The organism is Bacillus sp. PAMC28748 (assembly GCF_014250415.1).
GTDB lineage: Bacteria > Bacillota > Bacilli > Bacillales > Bacillaceae > Bacillus > Bacillus licheniformis.
This window is the reverse complement of the sequence record NZ_CP060192.1, coordinates 4,056,493-4,073,956: the sequence shown is the minus strand read 5'-3', so window position 1 is coordinate 4,073,956 and position 17,464 is coordinate 4,056,493. Positions and strand designations below refer to the sequence as shown.

14 protein-coding genes are annotated in these 17,464 nt (G+C 47.8%); 13 read left to right on the top strand and 1 reads right to left on the bottom strand.

Going from position 1 to position 17,464, the window contains the following annotated elements; all coding sequences use genetic code 11:
• The first annotated feature begins 123 nt into the window (after nucleotides 1-123).
• The 5 genes from tig to yihA all read left to right on the top strand — a co-directional run bounded on the left by tig (nucleotide 124) and on the right by yihA (nucleotide 7,897).
• Entirely contained in the window at nucleotides 124-1,398 is a 1,275-nt protein-coding gene (gene tig / locus H7F26_RS21070; protein ID WP_003184085.1) for a trigger factor, read from the top strand.
• 268 nt (nucleotides 1,399-1,666) lie between these two features.
• On the top strand, nucleotides 1,667-2,932 hold the full coding sequence (clpX, locus tag H7F26_RS21065) for an ATP-dependent protease ATP-binding subunit ClpX (protein ID WP_003184083.1): 1,266 nt from the start codon (nucleotides 1,667-1,669) through the stop codon (nucleotides 2,930-2,932).
• Nucleotides 2,933-3,114: 182 nt separating this feature from the next.
• Nucleotides 3,115-4,770, top strand: coding sequence for an ATP-dependent protease LonB (gene lonB / locus H7F26_RS21060; RefSeq protein ID WP_003184080.1), 1,656 nt, complete (start codon nucleotides 3,115-3,117; stop codon nucleotides 4,768-4,770).
• A gap of 218 nt (nucleotides 4,771-4,988) precedes the next feature.
• The gene (gene lon / locus H7F26_RS21055) at nucleotides 4,989-7,313 is read left to right on the top strand and encodes an endopeptidase La (RefSeq protein ID WP_016885551.1); all 2,325 of its coding nucleotides are present in this window, start codon (nucleotides 4,989-4,991) and stop codon (nucleotides 7,311-7,313) included.
• Nucleotides 7,310-7,897 (top strand): ribosome biogenesis GTP-binding protein YihA/YsxC, encoded by a 588-nt coding sequence (gene yihA, locus H7F26_RS21050; RefSeq protein WP_003184076.1) that lies wholly within the window; start codon nucleotides 7,310-7,312, stop codon nucleotides 7,895-7,897. The genes lon and yihA overlap by 4 nt, the downstream gene beginning before the upstream one ends.
• A 47-nt stretch (nucleotides 7,898-7,944) precedes the next feature.
• On the opposite strand, the gene H7F26_RS21045 is transcribed toward yihA, so the two are convergent.
• Complete coding sequence (locus H7F26_RS21045) at nucleotides 7,945-8,430, bottom strand: hypothetical protein (RefSeq protein WP_003184074.1); 486 nt, start codon at nucleotides 8,428-8,430, stop codon at nucleotides 7,945-7,947.
• Nucleotides 8,431-8,618: 188 nt separating this feature from the next.
• Between H7F26_RS21045 and hemA the strand changes: the two genes are divergently transcribed.
• The 8 genes from hemA to ysxE all read left to right on the top strand — a co-directional run bounded on the left by hemA (nucleotide 8,619) and on the right by ysxE (nucleotide 17,449).
• The gene (hemA, locus tag H7F26_RS21040; RefSeq protein ID WP_017474375.1) at nucleotides 8,619-9,980 is read left to right on the top strand and encodes a glutamyl-tRNA reductase; all 1,362 of its coding nucleotides are present in this window, start codon (nucleotides 8,619-8,621) and stop codon (nucleotides 9,978-9,980) included.
• Between the two features lie 5 nt (nucleotides 9,981-9,985).
• Nucleotides 9,986-10,816, top strand: a complete 831-nt coding sequence (locus H7F26_RS21035) for a cytochrome c biogenesis protein (RefSeq protein ID WP_003184070.1) — start codon at nucleotides 9,986-9,988, stop codon at nucleotides 10,814-10,816.
• Between the two features lie 39 nt (nucleotides 10,817-10,855).
• The gene (gene hemC / locus H7F26_RS21030) at nucleotides 10,856-11,797 is read left to right on the top strand and encodes a hydroxymethylbilane synthase (protein WP_003184068.1); all 942 of its coding nucleotides are present in this window, start codon (nucleotides 10,856-10,858) and stop codon (nucleotides 11,795-11,797) included.
• On the top strand, nucleotides 11,787-12,578 hold the full coding sequence (locus H7F26_RS21025) for a uroporphyrinogen-III synthase (RefSeq protein ID WP_003184065.1): 792 nt from the start codon (nucleotides 11,787-11,789) through the stop codon (nucleotides 12,576-12,578). Before hemC ends, H7F26_RS21025 begins: the two co-directional genes overlap by 11 nt.
• Nucleotides 12,579-12,581: 3 nt before the next feature.
• The gene (gene hemB, locus H7F26_RS21020) at nucleotides 12,582-13,556 is read left to right on the top strand and encodes a porphobilinogen synthase (protein WP_003184063.1); all 975 of its coding nucleotides are present in this window, start codon (nucleotides 12,582-12,584) and stop codon (nucleotides 13,554-13,556) included.
• 25 nt (nucleotides 13,557-13,581) lie between these two features.
• Nucleotides 13,582-14,877, top strand: coding sequence for a glutamate-1-semialdehyde 2,1-aminomutase (hemL, locus tag H7F26_RS21015; protein ID WP_003184061.1), 1,296 nt, complete (start codon nucleotides 13,582-13,584; stop codon nucleotides 14,875-14,877).
• A gap of 148 nt (nucleotides 14,878-15,025) precedes the next feature.
• A complete protein-coding gene (locus H7F26_RS21010; RefSeq protein WP_011198165.1) occupies nucleotides 15,026-16,399 on the top strand; it encodes a LysM peptidoglycan-binding domain-containing protein in 1,374 nt (457 codons plus the stop codon).
• 27 nt (nucleotides 16,400-16,426) lie between these two features.
• Nucleotides 16,427-17,449, top strand: coding sequence for a spore coat protein YsxE (ysxE, locus tag H7F26_RS21005; protein ID WP_009329292.1), 1,023 nt, complete (start codon nucleotides 16,427-16,429; stop codon nucleotides 17,447-17,449).
• Nucleotides 17,450-17,464: the final 15 nt, after the last annotated feature.

Sequence of the window (17,464 nt, the reverse complement as noted above, 5' to 3'; positions counted from 1 at the left end):
CATAATGATGGCTGTCAGAAACACATGAGCTGCACTCAGTCGGCAGCTTGCGATGGACGTAGCCGTTTGCTTGTTTTAAAATGGAAAACCGACACAACCTGAATAGATTTTGGAGGGAAACACATGTCAGTAAAATGGGAAAAGCAAGAAGGAAACGAAGGCGTTTTAACGGTTGAGGTAGATGCCGATACCTTTAATAAAGCCCTTGATGATGCATTTAAAAAAGTAGTAAAGCAAGTATCCATTCCTGGATTCCGCAAAGGGAAAGTGCCGCGCGGTTTGTTTGAACAGCGTTTTGGCGTAGAGGCGCTTTATCAGGATGCGCTGGACATCCTGCTTCCTGTCGAATATCCGAAAGCGGTAGAGGAAGCAGGCATTGAGCCTGTTGACCGTCCGGAAATCGATGTGGAAAAAATCGAAAAAGGCGAAAACCTGATCTTCACTGCGAAGGTAACGGTTAAGCCTGAAGTGAAACTTGGCGAATACAAAGGCCTTGGCATTGAAAAAGACGATACTGCCGTAACGGATGAGGACGTTCAAAACGAACTTAAGTCTCTCCAAGAGCGCCAGGCTGAACTCGTTGTAAAAGAAGACGGCAAAGTTGAAGAAGGGGACACTGTTGTTCTTGACTTCGAAGGATTCGTAGACGGCGAAGCATTCGAAGGCGGAAAAGCGGAAAACTATTCCCTTGAAGTCGGTTCAGGCTCTTTCATCCCGGGCTTTGAAGATCAGCTTGTCGGACTTGAAGCCGGTGCTGAAAAAGACGTTGAAGTGACATTCCCAGAGGAATACCACGCGGAAGAGCTTGCGGGCAAACCTGCGGTATTCAAAGTGAAAATTCACGAAATCAAAGCGAAGGAGCTTCCTGAGCTTGATGACGAGTTTGCAAAAGATGTCGACGAGGAAGTTGAAACGCTTGCCGAGCTGACTGAAAAAACGAAAAAACGTCTCGAAGAAGCAAAGGAAAACGAAGCGGACGCTAAACTTCGCGAAGAGCTTGTCTTGAAAGCAGCTGAAAACGCTGAGGCTGACATTCCTCAAGCGATGATCGACACAGAGCTTGACCGCATGATGAAAGAATTCGAACAGCGTCTTCAAATGCAGGGCATGAACCTTGAGCTTTACTTCCAATTCTCAGGACAGGATGAAAACGCGCTGAAAGAGCAAATGAAAGAGGATGCTGAAAAACGCGTGAAATCCAACCTGACACTGGAAGCGATCGCCAAAGCGGAAAACCTTCAAGTCACTGACGAAGAAGTCGAAGAAGAGCTTTCTAAAATGGCTGAAGCATACAACATGCCTGTTGAAAACATCAAACAAGCAATCGGTTCTACAGACGGAATGAAAGAGGACTTAAAAGTTCGCAAAGCAATTGATTTTCTTGTAGAAAACCGTTAATATGTTTCATAATCATACTTTATATAAAACAGGGCGCGAATGTTTCGTGCCTTGTTTTATACAATTTTGACTTATCATCTTTTCTTTGGGAAAGGATAGATAATGTCGTTTTGATCAACATACATATTGAATATGCCGGACGGCAAACACAACGTTATCGCCTTTTTGGAAAGTGTGGTAAAATGCAATACATAATGGAACGAATGTTTTCAAGCGATGTTTCTTTTAACGAAGAAACAGGAATGACAAGGATATAAGGGGTGAAAGAATGTTTAAATTCAACGAGGAAAAAGGACAATTGAAATGCTCGTTTTGCGGTAAAACACAAGATCAGGTACGCAAGCTTGTCGCCGGACCAGGCGTATATATATGTGACGAGTGCATCGAACTTTGCACTGAAATTGTAGAAGAGGAACTCGGCTCTGAAGAAGAAGTGGAGTTCAAAGATGTTCCGAAGCCAAAGGAAATCCGCGAGATTCTTGATGAATACGTCATCGGCCAGGACCAGGCAAAAAAATCCCTTGCCGTGGCCGTCTACAATCATTACAAGCGGATCAATTCGAACAGCAAAGTCGACGACGTCGAGCTGTCAAAAAGTAACATTTCCATGATCGGACCGACTGGAAGCGGAAAAACGCTTCTTGCTCAAACGCTTGCCCGCATCCTGAATGTGCCGTTCGCCATTGCGGATGCCACGTCGCTTACTGAAGCAGGCTATGTCGGTGAAGATGTGGAGAACATTTTGCTTAAGCTGATCCAGGCAGCTGACTACGATGTTGAAAAAGCGGAAAAAGGCATTATCTACATCGATGAAATCGATAAAGTGGCCAGAAAGTCCGAGAACCCTTCGATTACACGCGATGTATCAGGCGAAGGCGTTCAGCAGGCATTGCTTAAAATTCTTGAAGGTACGGTTGCCAGCGTTCCTCCACAAGGCGGAAGAAAGCATCCTCATCAAGAGTTCATCCAAATTGACACAACCAACATCCTGTTCATTTGCGGCGGAGCTTTTGACGGAATCGAGCAGATCATCAAGCGCCGTCTCGGCCAGAAGGTCATCGGCTTCGGCTCTGACAACAAGCATGAAGACCTTGAAAAAGAAGCGCTTCTTTCCAAAGTGCTTCCGGAAGACTTGCTTCGCTTCGGGCTGATCCCTGAATTCATCGGCCGTCTCCCGATCATCGCAAGCCTTGAGCCGCTGGATGAAAAAGCGCTGGTTGAAATTTTAACAAAACCGAAAAACGCGCTTGTTAAACAATATAGAAAAATGCTTGAATTGGATGATGTGGAGCTTGTGTTTGAAGACGAAGCGCTCACAGAAATCGCTAAAAAAGCAATTGAACGTAAAACAGGAGCACGCGGACTTCGTTCCATTATCGAAGGAATCATGCTCGACGTGATGTTTGATCTGCCGTCTCGCGAGGATATTGAAAAATGCGTGATCACAGGCAAAACCGTCACTGACGGCGAACCGCCGCGTCTCATTATGAAAGACGGCACGGTCGTCAATAAAGACAAAAAAACTTCAGCATAATGCAGAGAACCTCCTGGCCTAAAGGAGGTTCTTTTTTTGCATCCGGAAACCGTCGGCATCCCGGAGCAGAGTGACGGCTTCAAAAGCAAAATAATCCCTTTCTGTACGTTTATTCCCTCCCTGATCAGGAAATACTATCTGACATACTAAAGATACGAAACCATTTCAGGAGGGACCATCAGTTGAGCTGGACGAGCATTGCACTTTTTGTACAACTATTTTTCGGGATCATCATCGGATTATATTTTTGGAATTTGCTCAAAAATCAAAGAACCCAAAAGGTTACGATAGACAGAGAGTCCAAAAAAGAGATGGAACAGCTCCGGAAAATGAGATCAATCCATTTATCAGAACCTTTATCGGAAAAGGTGAGGCCGACGGCTTTTAAAGACATCGTCGGCCAGGAGGACGGCATTAAAGCGCTGAAAGCCGCCCTTTGCGGACCGAATCCGCAGCATGTCATTATTTACGGCCCTCCAGGTGTGGGAAAAACGGCAGCTGCAAGGCTTGTCCTTGAAGAAGCGAAAAAGAACAAGCGCTCACCGTTCCAGGAACATTCCGCCTTTGTCGAGCTTGACGCGACAACGGCCCGTTTCGACGAGCGGGGAATCGCCGACCCGTTGATCGGTTCGGTCCACGATCCGATTTATCAGGGCGCCGGAGCGATGGGGCAGGCCGGAATTCCCCAGCCAAAGCAGGGAGCCGTCACGCATGCACACGGTGGAGTATTATTCATCGATGAAATCGGAGAGCTTCATCCGATTCAAATGAATAAAATGCTGAAGGTGCTCGAAGATCGGAAAGTTTTTTTGGAAAGCGCCTATTACAGTGAAGAAAACACGCAAATCCCCAAGCATATTCACGACATTTTTCAAAACGGGCTGCCGGCGGATTTCAGACTGATCGGCGCGACGACAAGGATGCCTGATGAAATCCCGCCTGCCATTCGGTCGAGATGTTTGGAAGTGTTCTTCCGCGACCTTGAAAAGCACGAATTAAAAACGGTCGCCAAAAAAGCGGCAGATAAGATTCAAAAGAAAGTCGCAGAGGAAGGACTCGACCTGTTGACGCGGTATGCGAGAAACGGCCGCGAAGTCGTCAATATGATGCAAATCGCCGCCGGAATGGCTTTGACTGAAGAGCGCGACGAGGTGACGGTTGAAGATATCGAATGGGTGATCCATTCGAGCCAGCTGACACCGAAATACGAACAAAAAATCGCCTCTAAACCGCAGGTCGGCATCGTCAACGGACTTGCCGTCCACGGGCCTAACAGCGGTTCGCTGCTCGAAATTGAGGTCACAGTCAATCAGGCGGCTGATAAAGGATCGATTAATATCACAGGCATTGCAGAAGAAGAGAATATCGGCAACCAGTCAAAATCGATCCGCCGGAAAAGCATGGCGAAAGGATCGGTCGAAAACGTCATGACTGTATTGCGGACAATGGGAGTCAAAGCTTCGGATTATGATATTCACGTGAATTTCCCCGGCGGTATCCCGGTTGACGGACCATCTGCAGGGATTGCAATGGCGGCGGGCATATTCTCCGCTATTCATAAGATTCCGATAGACCATACTGTCGCCATGACGGGTGAAATCAGCCTGAACGGCCGGGTAAAGCCGATCGGCGGCGTGATTCCGAAAATCAAAGCGGCCAAGCATGCGGGGGCAAAAACAGTCATTATTCCGCACGAAAATGTTCAGTCGATTTTAAAGCGGATAGAAGGCATACATATCGTTCCCGTCAAAACCTTGCAGGAAGTACTCGACCTCGTATTGGTCAACCCTCCTTCAGAAATGCCCGACGGCGTTCAAATGAAAAGAGAATCCGTTTAAATCCCCATCGTTTCAGATGGGGATTTTTTTCGGGGCGGTTTCTCCGAAGCCGGGAGCCGGCATGTTTTCTTAGCGGAGGACATCTTTTCCTTTTTCAGAACTGAAAGAAAGGGTATACTACAGGAGACCCTTTTTATTTCGCCGGGCTTACAATTGTACAGGAATAAAAAAAGTATATTATAATGGTTCATACTAAAGTTACGGAGGTGTCAGTCAAAATGGCAGATGAAACGAAACGAAACATCCCGCTCCTCCCTTTAAGAGGTTTACTCGTCTATCCGACGATGGTTTTGCACCTTGACGTCGGGCGTGAAAAGTCGGTTCAGGCACTTGAACAGGCGATGATGAATGACCATATGATCTTTTTGGCAACGCAAAAGGACATATCCATAGACGAACCGGATGAAGACGAGATTTTTACATTCGGAACCTATACGAAAATCAAGCAGATGCTCAAGCTGCCGAACGGAACAATCCGCGTTTTGGTGGAGGGGTTGCAGCGCGCCCGCATTCTTGAGTACCATGACTTAGATGAATATACGTCTGTAAAAATCGAGCGAATCGATGAAGAGACTGAAAAAGATGTTGAAGATGAAGCACTCATGCGCACATTGCTTGACCACTTCGATCAATACATAAAGATTTCGAAAAAAATATCGGCGGAAACATTTGCCGCTGTGACAGATATTGAAGAGCCGGGAAGAATGGCCGATATTGTCGCCTCCCACCTCCCGCTCAAGCTGAAAGACAAGCAGGAAGTGCTGGAAACGATCGATGTCAAAGCCAGATTGAACAAAGTAATCGACCTGATTCACAATGAAAAAGAAGTCCTTGAGATTGAAAAGAAGATCGGGCAGCGCGTCAAGCGTTCAATGGAAAGAACACAAAAGGAGTATTACCTGCGCGAGCAGATGAAAGCCATCCAAAAAGAACTTGGCGATAAAGAAGGAAAAACGGGCGAGGTCCAAAAGCTGACCGAAAAAATCGAACAGGCAGGAATGCCTGACAATGTGAAAGAAACCGCGCTTAAAGAGCTGAACCGGTACGAAAAAATTCCGTCCAGCTCAGCTGAAAGCTCTGTCATCCGCAATTATATCGAATGGCTTATTTCTCTCCCATGGAACGATGCAACAGAAGACAGGCTGGATTTAAAGCTCGCCAGTCAAATTCTCGATGAAGAACACCACGGCCTTGAAAAAGTGAAGGAGCGGGTTCTCGAATATTTGGCTGTCCAGAAGCTGACCCGCTCGTTAAAAGGACCGATCTTATGCTTGGCCGGCCCTCCGGGTGTTGGAAAAACCTCTCTGGCGAAATCGATCGCCAAATCGCTCGGACGCAAATTCGTCCGCATTTCCCTTGGCGGCGTGAGGGATGAATCTGAAATCCGCGGTCACCGCCGCACATATGTAGGCGCCATGCCGGGCCGCATCATTCAGGGGATGAAAAAAGCAGGCAAGAACAATCCCGTATTCCTTTTGGACGAGATTGACAAAATGGCGTCGGATTTCAGGGGAGATCCCGCTTCAGCGATGCTGGAAGTGCTCGATCCTGAACAAAACCATACGTTCAGCGACCATTATATTGAAGAGACATTTGACTTATCAAAGGTTTTGTTTATCGCAACCGCGAACAACCTGGCCACAATCCCCGGCCCGCTCAGAGACCGCATGGAGATCATCACGATCGCCGGCTATACGGAAGTGGAAAAGGTCGAAATCGTCAAAGACCATCTGCTTCCAAAACAGCTGAAAGAACACGGTTTGAAAAAATCCAATCTGCAAATACGGGAGCAGGCTGTCCTGGCCGTCATTCGCTATTATACGAGGGAAGCCGGCGTCAGAAATCTTGAACGCCAAATCGCAGCGATATGCAGAAAAGCGGCGAAGCTGATCGTATCAGGGGAAAGAAAAAGAATTACGGTCACAGACAAAAACCTTGAAGACTATTTAGGAAAAAGAATGTTCAGGTACGGACAGGCTGAGCTCGACGATCAGATCGGCGTTGTCACAGGTCTTGCCTACACGACGGTCGGCGGTGATACGCTGTCCATCGAAGTGTCTCTTTCCCCCGGGAAAGGCAAGCTCATTTTGACCGGAAAGCTCGGCGATGTCATGAGAGAGTCGGCGCAGGCCGCATTCAGCTATGTCCGTTCAAAGGCGGAAGAGTTGAACATCAGCCCTGATTTTCACGAAAAACACGATATTCACATTCACGTGCCGGAAGGAGCCGTTCCGAAGGACGGCCCATCCGCGGGGATCACAATGGCGACGGCTCTTGTCTCGGCGCTGACGGGCCGACCTGTTTCGCGAAATGTCGGCATGACCGGCGAAATCACGTTAAGAGGCCGCGTTCTTCCGATCGGCGGCTTGAAGGAAAAGGCGCTCGGCGCACACCGTGCCGGCTTAAAGACTGTCATTATGCCGAAAGATAATGAAAAAGACATTGAGGACATTCCAAACAGCGTGCGGGAAGGCTTGACCTTCATTCCCGTCGCTCACCTGGACGAAGTTCTAAAGCATGCGCTAGTAGGAGAAGAGAAATGAAAGTAACGAAATCAGAGATTGTCATCAGTGCGGTGAAACCCGAGCAGTACCCTGAAGGGGGACTGCCGGAAATCGCCCTTGCAGGGAGATCTAATGTCGGAAAATCGTCATTCATCAATACAATGATCAACCGTAAAAACTTAGCGAGGACATCTTCAAAACCGGGCAAAACACAGACATTAAACTTTTATATCATTAACGATGTCCTTCACTTTGTCGATGTGCCCGGCTACGGATTTGCAAAAGTCTCCAAAACGGAGCGCGAGGCTTGGGGCCGTATGATAGAGACGTATTTGACATCCCGCGAAGAACTGAAAGCGGTCGTTCAAATCGTCGACCTCAGGCATGCTCCTTCACAGGATGATGTGATGATGTACGACTTTTTAAAGCATTATGAAATTCCTGTGATCGTGATTGCGACAAAAGCGGATAAAATCCCTAAAGGCAAATGGGAAAAGCATGCCAAAGTCGTCAAAGAGACGCTTAATATAGAAAAAGAAGACCGGCTCATATTGTTTTCCTCCGAAACGAAAAAGGGTAAACAAGAAGCATGGTCGGCGATCGAGCAAATGATCGCGAGATAAAGAAAAAGCACTTGCGGGATTGATGCAAGTGCTTTTTCTTGAATAAACTATTTTCTTTTTAAGAATAATAAGAGCAGACTAACCGCGATAAAAGCGGCCGGCCAATAAGCTTCTACATATGCCGTCTCGATATTCACCGACTTCAGCCAGGCGGCAATTTGCCGGAAAAAGTAAAGATAGAGGGCGACCGCGATCATCAGCAGACTTTCATATTGATATTCTTTTGTCTTAAACGATTTGACAAGCAGCGCCGCACCGAAGATCAGCACGATGACCGCAAAATCATCCGCGCGGCTGAAATAGTCCTCTTTAAATGTGAAATAAACGCCGATCGCTGTCATTAAGAGCCCTGCAAAGGAATGGGCGGAATCGGCTTCCTTCTGTCCCTGATAAAAAAGAGCCAGTCCGACGAGACCTGCAAGTACAGACCATTCTTCCTGGCCGTCAAACAGGCTGATCCGGCCCGACCGCAAAAAGGCGTAGACAGCAACGGCTATCAACAGCAATGGAAGCAAAACAGATTTCTTTTTCAAAGTATCACCTTCTTGATGTAGTGAAAGAAATAGAAACACATTTTCTACTATATCACATCAATTTTTTAAAATCTGTTCACATTTTGGGAAGAGAAAATAGTGAATATATGTTATAATCGTTTTGAATAATAAATTCTATATTATAATCATTCTAATTTAGATAGATGTTGGGGGTGCAAGCAAGAGTTATGCATATACTTGTCGTGGGATTGGATTACAAATCAGCCCCTGTTGATATACGTGAAAAGTTAACCTTTCAGCCGGATGAGCTGGGGCAGGCGATGTCGCAATTGAAAGAAGAAAAAAGCATACTTGAGAACATCATCGTGTCGACATGCAACCGGACAGAGCTGTATGCAGTCGTTGATCAGCTGCACACCGGACGTTATTATATGAAAATGTTTTTGGCGAACTGGTTCGGATTAAGCAAAGAGGACGTTTCGCCTTACTTGAAGTTTTATGAAAACGACGGGGCCGTTGAACACCTGTTCCGCGTATCGTGCGGATTGGATTCGATGGTTATTGGAGAAACGCAGATTTTGGGCCAAGTGCGTACAAGTTTTAAGCTGGCTCAGGAAGAGAAGACAATTGGTACCGTTTTCAACTATTTGTTTAAGCAGGCGGTCACGGTCGCAAAGCGCTGCCATGCCGAAACGGACATTGCTTCAAATGCTGTATCCGTCAGCTATGCCGCCGTCGAGCTTGCCAGGAAAATCTTCGGCGACCTTTCCGATAAACACGTGCTGATTCTCGGGGCGGGCAAAATGGGTGAGCTTGCGGTTCAAAACCTGCACGGCCACGGAATCGGACAGGTTACGGTGATCAACAGAACATTTTCAAAAGCGAAGGAGCTTGCCGGCCGTTTTTCAGGCGCGGCGAAAAGCTTGAATGAGCTGCAATGCGCTTTGATGGAAGCCGATATTCTCATCAGTTCGACCGGCGCCAGCGGCTATGTCGTCACAAAAGAGATGATCGAACATGTCAATAAGCTTCGCAAAGGCTGTCCGCTTTTTATGGTGGACATTGCCGTGCCGCGGGATCTTGACCCGGCTCTCAGCGAAGTGGAAGGCGTCTTCCTGTACGATATTGACGATCTTGAAGGGATCGTCGAAGAAAATTTGAAGGAACGCCAGGCCGTTGCCGAAGAGGTGGAGCTGATTATTGAAGCTGAGATCGTTTCTTTTAAACAATGGCTGAATACGCTCGGCGTCGTGCCGGTCATCTCGGCTCTCAGGGAAAAAGCCTTGACGATCCAGGCGGAAACGATGCAGAGCATCGAACGGAAGCTCCCTCATTTGAGCACAAGGGAGAAAAAACTTTTAAACAAGCATACGAAAAGCATTATCAACCAGCTTTTGCGCGACCCGATTTTAAAAGTGAAGGAGTTTGCGTCAGAAGCTGATGCCGAAGAAAAGCTTGCACTGTTCACGCAGATTTTTGATATTGAAGAAGCGGCTTTTCCCGACGGGGAGAAGCAGGACGAACGTCAGCCGGTTCATGCGTTTAAGCGGCAAAATCCGCAGGGTTTGACTTCTATCGCGAGCGAGTGACAGACATGACAGACACATTGTTAGCAAGGCTTAACGAAGTTACAATCGTGTTGTACGCGTTCACCGTTCTCTTTTATTTTATAGACTTTTTACAGCACAACCGGAAGGCGGGAAAAGCGGCCTTCTGGTTGCTTTCTATTGTCTGGATTCTCCAGACGGTTTACCTTTTTTATTTCATGCAGTACACAGATCAGTTTCCTGTTTTGAATAATGCGCAGGGGCTTTATTTTTACGCGTGGGTGCTCGTGACGCTGTCTCTCGTTTTGACGAAACTCTTGAAGGTGGATTTTCTCGTTTTTTTCACCAATCTCATCGGCTTTTCAATGGCGGCGATCCACACGTTTACTCCGACGGCCCAGCAGTCGGCGGAGCTTTCGGGCAGGCTCGTGTCCGAGCTTTTGATCATCCACATTACGATGGCGATTCTTTCGTACGGGGCATTTTCATTGTCCTTTGTCTTTTCCGTGCTGTATCTTTTTCAGTACCGCTTATTGAAAAAGAAAAAGTGGGGGAAATGGCTTTTGAGAATAGAAGATTTGTCAAAACTTGATCATATGGCGTATGTCCTCAATCTCATCGGCGTTCCCATGCTTCTGCTGAGCCTGATTCTGGGGATTATCTGGTCGTATGTATCGCTTGAAACCCTGTACTGGGCGGATCCGAAAGTGCTTGGATCGATCGTGCTGCTTTTTTTATACGGATACTATTTATTTATCAGGATTGTCAAAGAGCTGCAGGGAAGGATCGCGGCCATGTGGAATGCCGCGTCTTTTCTTGTTCTTTTAATCAATTTCTTTTTGCTCGGCAGCTTTTCGCAGTTTCATTGGTTTAGTTAGTTAAAACGGTTGCCCGTGACGGATTGGGAGGAAGAAAACATGAGAAACATCATTGTAGGCTCAAGAAGAAGCAAATTGGCGATGACCCAGACAAAATGGGTGATCAAAAAGCTGGAGGAATTAAATCCGGATTTCACGTTTGAAATAAAAGAAATCGTTACAAAAGGCGACCGGATTTTGGATGTTACGCTGTCAAAGGTCGGCGGGAAAGGCCTGTTCGTCAAAGAAATCGAACAGGCGATGCTTTCCGGGGAGATTGACATGGCCGTTCACAGCATGAAGGACATGCCGTCGGCGCTTCCTGAAGGGCTGATGGTCGGCTGCATTCCAAAACGGGAAGACCCCAGGGACGTTCTCATTTCAAAAGGCCGTCAAAAGCTGGCTGACTTGAAACAAGGCGCAGTTGTCGGAACGAGCAGCCTCAGAAGAAGCGCACAGCTTTTGCAAATGCGCCCCGACCTTGAGATCAAGTGGATCAGGGGAAATATCGATACAAGGCTGAAAAAACTTGAAACCGAAGATTACGACGCGATTATTTTAGCTGCGGCCGGCCTGTCAAGAATGGGGTGGAAGGACGATGTCGTCACTGAATTTCTTGATCCGGAAAGCTGCCTTCCCGCCGTTGGGCAAGGCGCTTTGGCGATCGAGTGCAGAGGCTCTGATGAGGAGCTGCTGTCTCTCTTTTCGCGCCTGAACGACCGCTACACACAGCTGACCGTCACGGCTGAGCGCGCTTTTCTTCATGCGATGGAAGGCGGCTGCCAAGTGCCGATCGCAGGATTTGCAAAGATGGACGAAGACGGCGTCATCGAACTGACCGGTCTGGTGGCATCGCCTGACGGAAAAACCGTATACAGAGAAACCGTAAAAGGAAAAGATCCGGGGGCTGTCGGCAGAGAATGCGCGGCGGTCATGTCGGAAAAAGGAGCGAAGGCACTGATTGACCGGGTGAAACAGGAGCTGGAAGATCATGAAGCATGATCTTCCTCTACAGGGAAAGAAAGTGCTCGTCACCCGCAATAAAGCGCAAGCCCAATCCTTTAGGGAAAAGGTGGAGGCTTTGGGCGGAGAAGCTGTTTTAACGTCATTGATTTCGTTTCGGCCCGCCCTTCCGCCAGAGGCGGCCCAGCGCTTTCAAGCGGATCTTGAAAGCGCGGACTGGCTTGTTTTTACAAGCGTGAACGGGGCAAAATTCTTTTTTTCTTATTTAAAGGACGCCGGGGCCAGTGCTCCTCTCGCGTCCGAGGCGAAGGTTGCTGCAGTCGGTGAAAAAACAGCCCGGTATTTGCGCGACAGGGGTCTTTCTGTCGATCTGATGCCGGAGTTATACGTGGCTGAACATTTGGCGGAGGCACTTAAGCAAAATGCCGGACGTCATGACAAAGTGGTCGTTTTAAAAGGGAATTTATCCCGGGACGTCATCAAGAAAACCCTCTCTCCTCTCGGAATTCAAGTTTCGGAATGGATTTTGTATGAAACCGTGCGTGATGAAAGGGGAATTCTGGACCTGAAGGAAGCAGCAAAGCACGCGTCTTTTGATTTTGTGACGTTTACCAGTTCTTCGACGGTACATACATTCATGTCCATTCTGAAAGAGGAGAGCTTAGCGTGGGCCGAAAAGAACCGGACGGCTTTTATTACGATCGGGCCTTTGACAAAGAAGGCGCTGTCGGACTACGGAATTCCATCATATATGCCGGACGTCTATACAATCGACGGAATGCTGCGCGAAATGTGCCGCATTTCAAGAAAGGGAGAATGACTAATGGAAGCATCATTTCAAAGACACCGCCGCCTGCGGACGACAGCAGGTATGCGGAAATTAGTAAGGGAAACCGAGTTAAGAGCATCTGATTTCATTTATCCGATATTTGTTACCGAGGAAGAGAACGTCAAAAGCGAAGTTCCTTCTATGCCGGGCGTGTACCAGCTGTCTTTGGACCGTTTGAAAGAGGAGATGGAGGAAGTCGCAAGCCTCGGCATTCAATCTGTGATCGTCTTCGGCGTGCCTGAGCACAAAGATGATGTGGGAAGCGGAGCCTATCACGATCACGGCATCGTCCAAAAAGCGATTGCACAAATTAAACAGGACTTTCCTGAACTTGTCGTTATCGCCGATACGTGCCTATGCGAGTACACGGACCACGGTCACTGCGGCCTGGTGGAAAACGGTGAAATTTTAAATGACGAATCGCTTGTTCTTTTGGCAAAAACCGCTGTCAGCCAAGCCCGTGCAGGCGCTGACATTATTGCGCCGTCAAACATGATGGACGGTTTCGTTGCCGCTATCAGGGAAGCGCTTGATCAGGAAGGATTTACAAATGTGCCGATCATGTCGTACGCTGTAAAATATGCGAGCGCTTTTTACGGACCGTTCCGCGATGCTGCGGGAAGCAGTCCGCAGTTTGGCGACCGCAAGACGTACCAAATGGATTATGCCAACCGCAGGGAAGCTCTCCGGGAGGCAAAATCCGATGTGGAAGAAGGCGCCGATTTTCTGATCGTCAAGCCGACGCTTTCATATCTTGATATCGTCAGAGAAGTGAAGAACGAATTTAACCTGCCTGTTGTCGGATACAATGTGAGCGGGGAGTATGCTATGGTCAAAGCCGCCGCCCAAAACGGATGGATTGAAGAAAAAGCTCTTGTTCTCGAAATGCTGACAAGCATGAAGCGGGCTGGCGCCGATTTGATCATTACGTACTTTGCAAAAGACGCGGCAAAATGGATTTCGGAATAAGAATTTGAACTGGGGGTTTTAGAGGATGCGGAGCTATGAGAAGTCTAAAGCGGCATTCGAAGAGGCGCAACGAGTCATGCCGGGCGGGGTGAACAGCCCGGTCAGAGCCTTTAAATCAGTCAACATGGACCCGATTTTTATGGGGCGGGGAAAAGGATCAAAAATCTATGATATTGACGGAAACGAATACATCGATTATGTCCTGTCATGGGGACCGCTTATTTTGGGCCACAGCAATGAAAAAGTGGTGAAAGAGATTCAAAAGGCGGCAGAACACGGGACAAGCTTCGGTGCGCCGACAGAACTGGAAACCGAGCTTGCCGAGCTTGTCATCGACCGCGTTCCTTCCATAGAAATCGTCCGGATGGTGAGCTCCGGTACGGAGGCGACGATGAGCGCCTTGCGGCTGGCGCGCGGATACACAGGCCGTAACAAAATCGTAAAATTTGAAGGCTGCTACCATGGACACGGTGATTCCCTGCTGATTAAAGCGGGCTCGGGAGTAGCGACACTCGGCCTCCCTGACAGCCCCGGAGTTCCGGAAAGCATTGCAAAAAACACGATTACCGTTCCTTACAATGATCTGGAAAGCATGAAACTTGTCTTTCAAGAATTCGGAGATGACATTGCAGGCGTCATCGTTGAACCTGTCGCTGGCAATATGGGCGTCGTACCGCCGGTTAAAGGGTTCCTCGAAGGGCTTCGCGAGCTGACTGAGACGCATGGCGCCCTGCTGATATTTGATGAAGTGATGACAGGATTCAGGGTGGATTACAACTGTGCCCAAGGCTATTTCGGGGTGACGCCTGATTTGACATGCCTCGGAAAAGTGATCGGCGGCGGTCTTCCTGTCGGCGCTTATGGAGGAAAGGCGGAAATCATGGAGAAGATCGCGCCGAGCGGTCCGATCTATCAGGCCGGGACGCTGTCCGGCAACCCGCTTGCCATGACAGCCGGACTTGAAACGTTGAAACAGCTGACCCCTGAATCCTACCGGGAATTCTCCCGCAAAGCTGACCGCTTGGAAAAAGGAATTTCTGAAGCTGCAGAGAAAAATGGCATTCCGTGTACATTCAACAGGGCGGGGTCTATGATCGGCTTTTTCTTCACAAATGGACCGGTCATCAATTATGATACAGCGAAACAGTCTGACCTCGGACTGTTTGCCGAATATTATAAAGGAATGGCCGATGAAGGCGTGTTTCTGCCGCCTTCACAGTTTGAAGGGCTGTTCTTGTCAACCGCTCATACGGATGACGACATTGAGCATACGATTAAAGCTGCTGAACGCGTATTCGAAAGAATCAGCCGCTCCAGATAAAGAAAAGGGCTGCCGGACATTGCCGGCGGCTCTTTTTTGCATGGTGCCGAAAACGGCTGCTGATTTTTCTGTTCATATTCTGCCTGCTTTTCACATACATCTTTACTGACATCTAATTTTAAAAATTAGGTGAAGGGAGGATATCAGTTTGCCGCAAAACAATCGTTTGCAATTTTCTGTAGAAGAGTCAATCTGTTTTCAAAAAGGACAGGAAGTATCCGAATTATTATCGATTTCATTGGATCCTGACATTACCGTTCAGGAAGTAAATGATTATGTATCCATACGAGGGTCATTAGAGCTGACAGGCGAATACAACATAGATCAAACCCGGGAGTATGCAGAGCTGCCTGCGACAAGCCGATTTGTAGAAGATGTAAAGCTGAAAGGGGACGGCAGCGCAGAGCTGACGCATTGTTTCCCAGTGGATATCACCATCCCGAAAGACAAAGTCAATCATTTAAACGACGTATTTGTTTTTATTGACGCTTTCGATTATCAGCTGACAGATGCGAGGATGCTGACGATTCAGGCTGATTTGGCGATTGAAGGCCTCTTGAATGTGAGCGGTGAAGCGGGTGAAGAAGAACCGCGCACTATGCCTGCGGCCGTCCATCCGGAAGAGGAGCTCGAACCTGCCTACAGATCACCTTCAAACGACGAAGATCAGGGTGAAGAGAAAGAATATTTGATCCAGCTTGACAGACCTTACGAAGAGCAGGACGAAGAACAGGCGGAAGAACATGATACCGGTGAGGAAACGGTTCCGATTTACCAGTCGTTTCTCGGAAACGACACAGAGGAAGCTAAACCGTTTTTTACAGCGTCTTTGTCGGCGGCAGAGCGTACGAAGCGCGAAATAGAAAATCAAAAAGAAGCCTCTCTTGAACAGCCGGAAGAAGAATATAAGCTGAAAAGAGAGAAAGTGGAAGAGGAACCGGAAGAATATGAGCTGAAAAGAGAGAAAGTGGAAGAGGAACCGGAAGAATATGAGCTGAAAAGAGAAGAAGCGGAAGAAGAGCCGGAGCTGTCGCACAGCTCTTATCAACCTCACGAGGAACTGAAAGAGAACCCGTTCTACAGTGTTCCTCCTCTTCTGAAGGAAGACCAGAATGACAGGGAGCCTGAGGCTTTTGAGGTTGAGGTGACACAGGAAGCAGAAGCGATTGATGAAGAAGAGGAAGCCGGGCATACGATTGAAATCCCGGAATATTCGTTTCATGAGCAGACGGAGCCCGAAGAAGAAAGAGATGAAATGCAGGCAGCGGATGAACAGGAAGTGTCAGCAAAGGAAAACGACAACGCACTCTATTTGACAAAGCTGTTTACAAAGCAGGGAGAGGAGGAGTTTACTCGAATGAGGATGTGCATCGTTCAGCAAAATGATACGATTGATCTTCTGTGCGAGCGCTATGATATTAACGTCCAGCAGCTCATCCGGATGAATTCCCTTTCCCTTGACGAGGAATTAAAAGAGGGACAGATCCTTTATATACCGGATTATCAAAACAGCCATGCCTAATGCATTGATAAAAATGTGGTGAAGCCGATGGAAGGCATCCAGTCTGTTTTAAATGAGTACGGTCTTACGCCTGAATATATGGAGTCCGTCAGTTCAAAGGTGTGGAAAGTGTATACGGATCACGGTGTATTTGCTCTGAAAAAATTGGCGGCTTCAAGAAACACCCGCTTCACGGAACAGATGATCATGCTGGAGGAAAAAGGCTACAGGCAGTTCGTTCCTGTCTATCGAAACCGCACAGGCGAATTTTTAACGCAAGCCGGAGAAGATGTCTGCTATCTCATGCCCTGGCTTACTCTTGAAAGGGAGGAAGAGCGGGATCAAAAACACGAATATATGTTTAAAGAAATCGCTCTTCTTCACCAGCGGACGGAAAAAGAGCTCGGCGTGAGGCGGGAAGAAATACTCGGACACTATGAACGGACAAAACGGAAATGGGAACAGCAAAAACAGAAATATGAAGCATTCATCATGAAAGCGGAAAACGAATGGTATATGTCCCCGTTCCAGCTTCAGGCGGCCATGTATTTCAAAGAGACGATATCAGCTGCCGACTTTGCGCTCGCCCGCCTTGAAGATTGGCATGAAGCCATGAGAGAAAAAGAGTCTGCCAGAATGGTCTTAAACCACGGGCACCTGTCCGTTCGGCATTTTCTCTATAACGATACCGGAACGGGTTACTTTACGAACTTTGAGAAAGCGGGACATGCGCCGCCTGCAAATGATCTCATCGTATTTTTTACTAGAATGTTTAAGACGAACCCCGTTATGTGCACGGAATGTGTAAACTGGTTTTATACGTATCACAATGTCTATCCTTTGCGGGAGGAAGAAATCGGCTTATTCCTCAGCTATATGGCTTACCCGGGGCCTGTATTCGGCGTACTGAACCGCTACGAACATGAGAAGGGGCTCGGGGAAAAAGAAGCCTGCACAAGGCTTTTAAAGGCGTACTGGCAAATGAAAAACGCTGAGCCGCTTGTGATGAGCATTCACGAGACGGAAGAAAACAGAAAACTGCAGGAAGAAACAGAGTCCCCATCATCATGATGCGGACTTTTTTTC

Bases quoted from the DNA above. Each gene is read 5' to 3' on its own strand.
- hemL (WP_003184061.1), top strand. From the start codon at position 13,582: ATGCGGAGCTATGAGAAGTCTAAAGCGGCATTCGAAGAGGCGCAACGA.
- H7F26_RS21035 (WP_003184070.1), top strand. From the start codon at position 9,986: ATGACAGACACATTGTTAGCAAGGCTTAACGAAGTTACAATCGTGTTG.
- H7F26_RS21025 (WP_003184065.1), top strand. From the start codon at position 11,787: ATGAAGCATGATCTTCCTCTACAGGGAAAGAAAGTGCTCGTCACCCGC.
- lon (WP_016885551.1), top strand. From the start codon at position 4,989: ATGGCAGATGAAACGAAACGAAACATCCCGCTCCTCCCTTTAAGAGGT.
- yihA (WP_003184076.1), top strand. From the start codon at position 7,310: ATGAAAGTAACGAAATCAGAGATTGTCATCAGTGCGGTGAAACCCGAG.
- tig (WP_003184085.1), top strand. From the start codon at position 124: ATGTCAGTAAAATGGGAAAAGCAAGAAGGAAACGAAGGCGTTTTAACG.
- ysxE (WP_009329292.1), top strand. From the start codon at position 16,427: ATGGAAGGCATCCAGTCTGTTTTAAATGAGTACGGTCTTACGCCTGAA.
- hemB (WP_003184063.1), top strand. From the start codon at position 12,582: ATGGAAGCATCATTTCAAAGACACCGCCGCCTGCGGACGACAGCAGGT.
- hemC (WP_003184068.1), top strand. From the start codon at position 10,856: ATGAGAAACATCATTGTAGGCTCAAGAAGAAGCAAATTGGCGATGACC.
- hemA (WP_017474375.1), top strand. From the start codon at position 8,619: ATGCATATACTTGTCGTGGGATTGGATTACAAATCAGCCCCTGTTGAT.
- clpX (WP_003184083.1), top strand. From the start codon at position 1,667: ATGTTTAAATTCAACGAGGAAAAAGGACAATTGAAATGCTCGTTTTGC.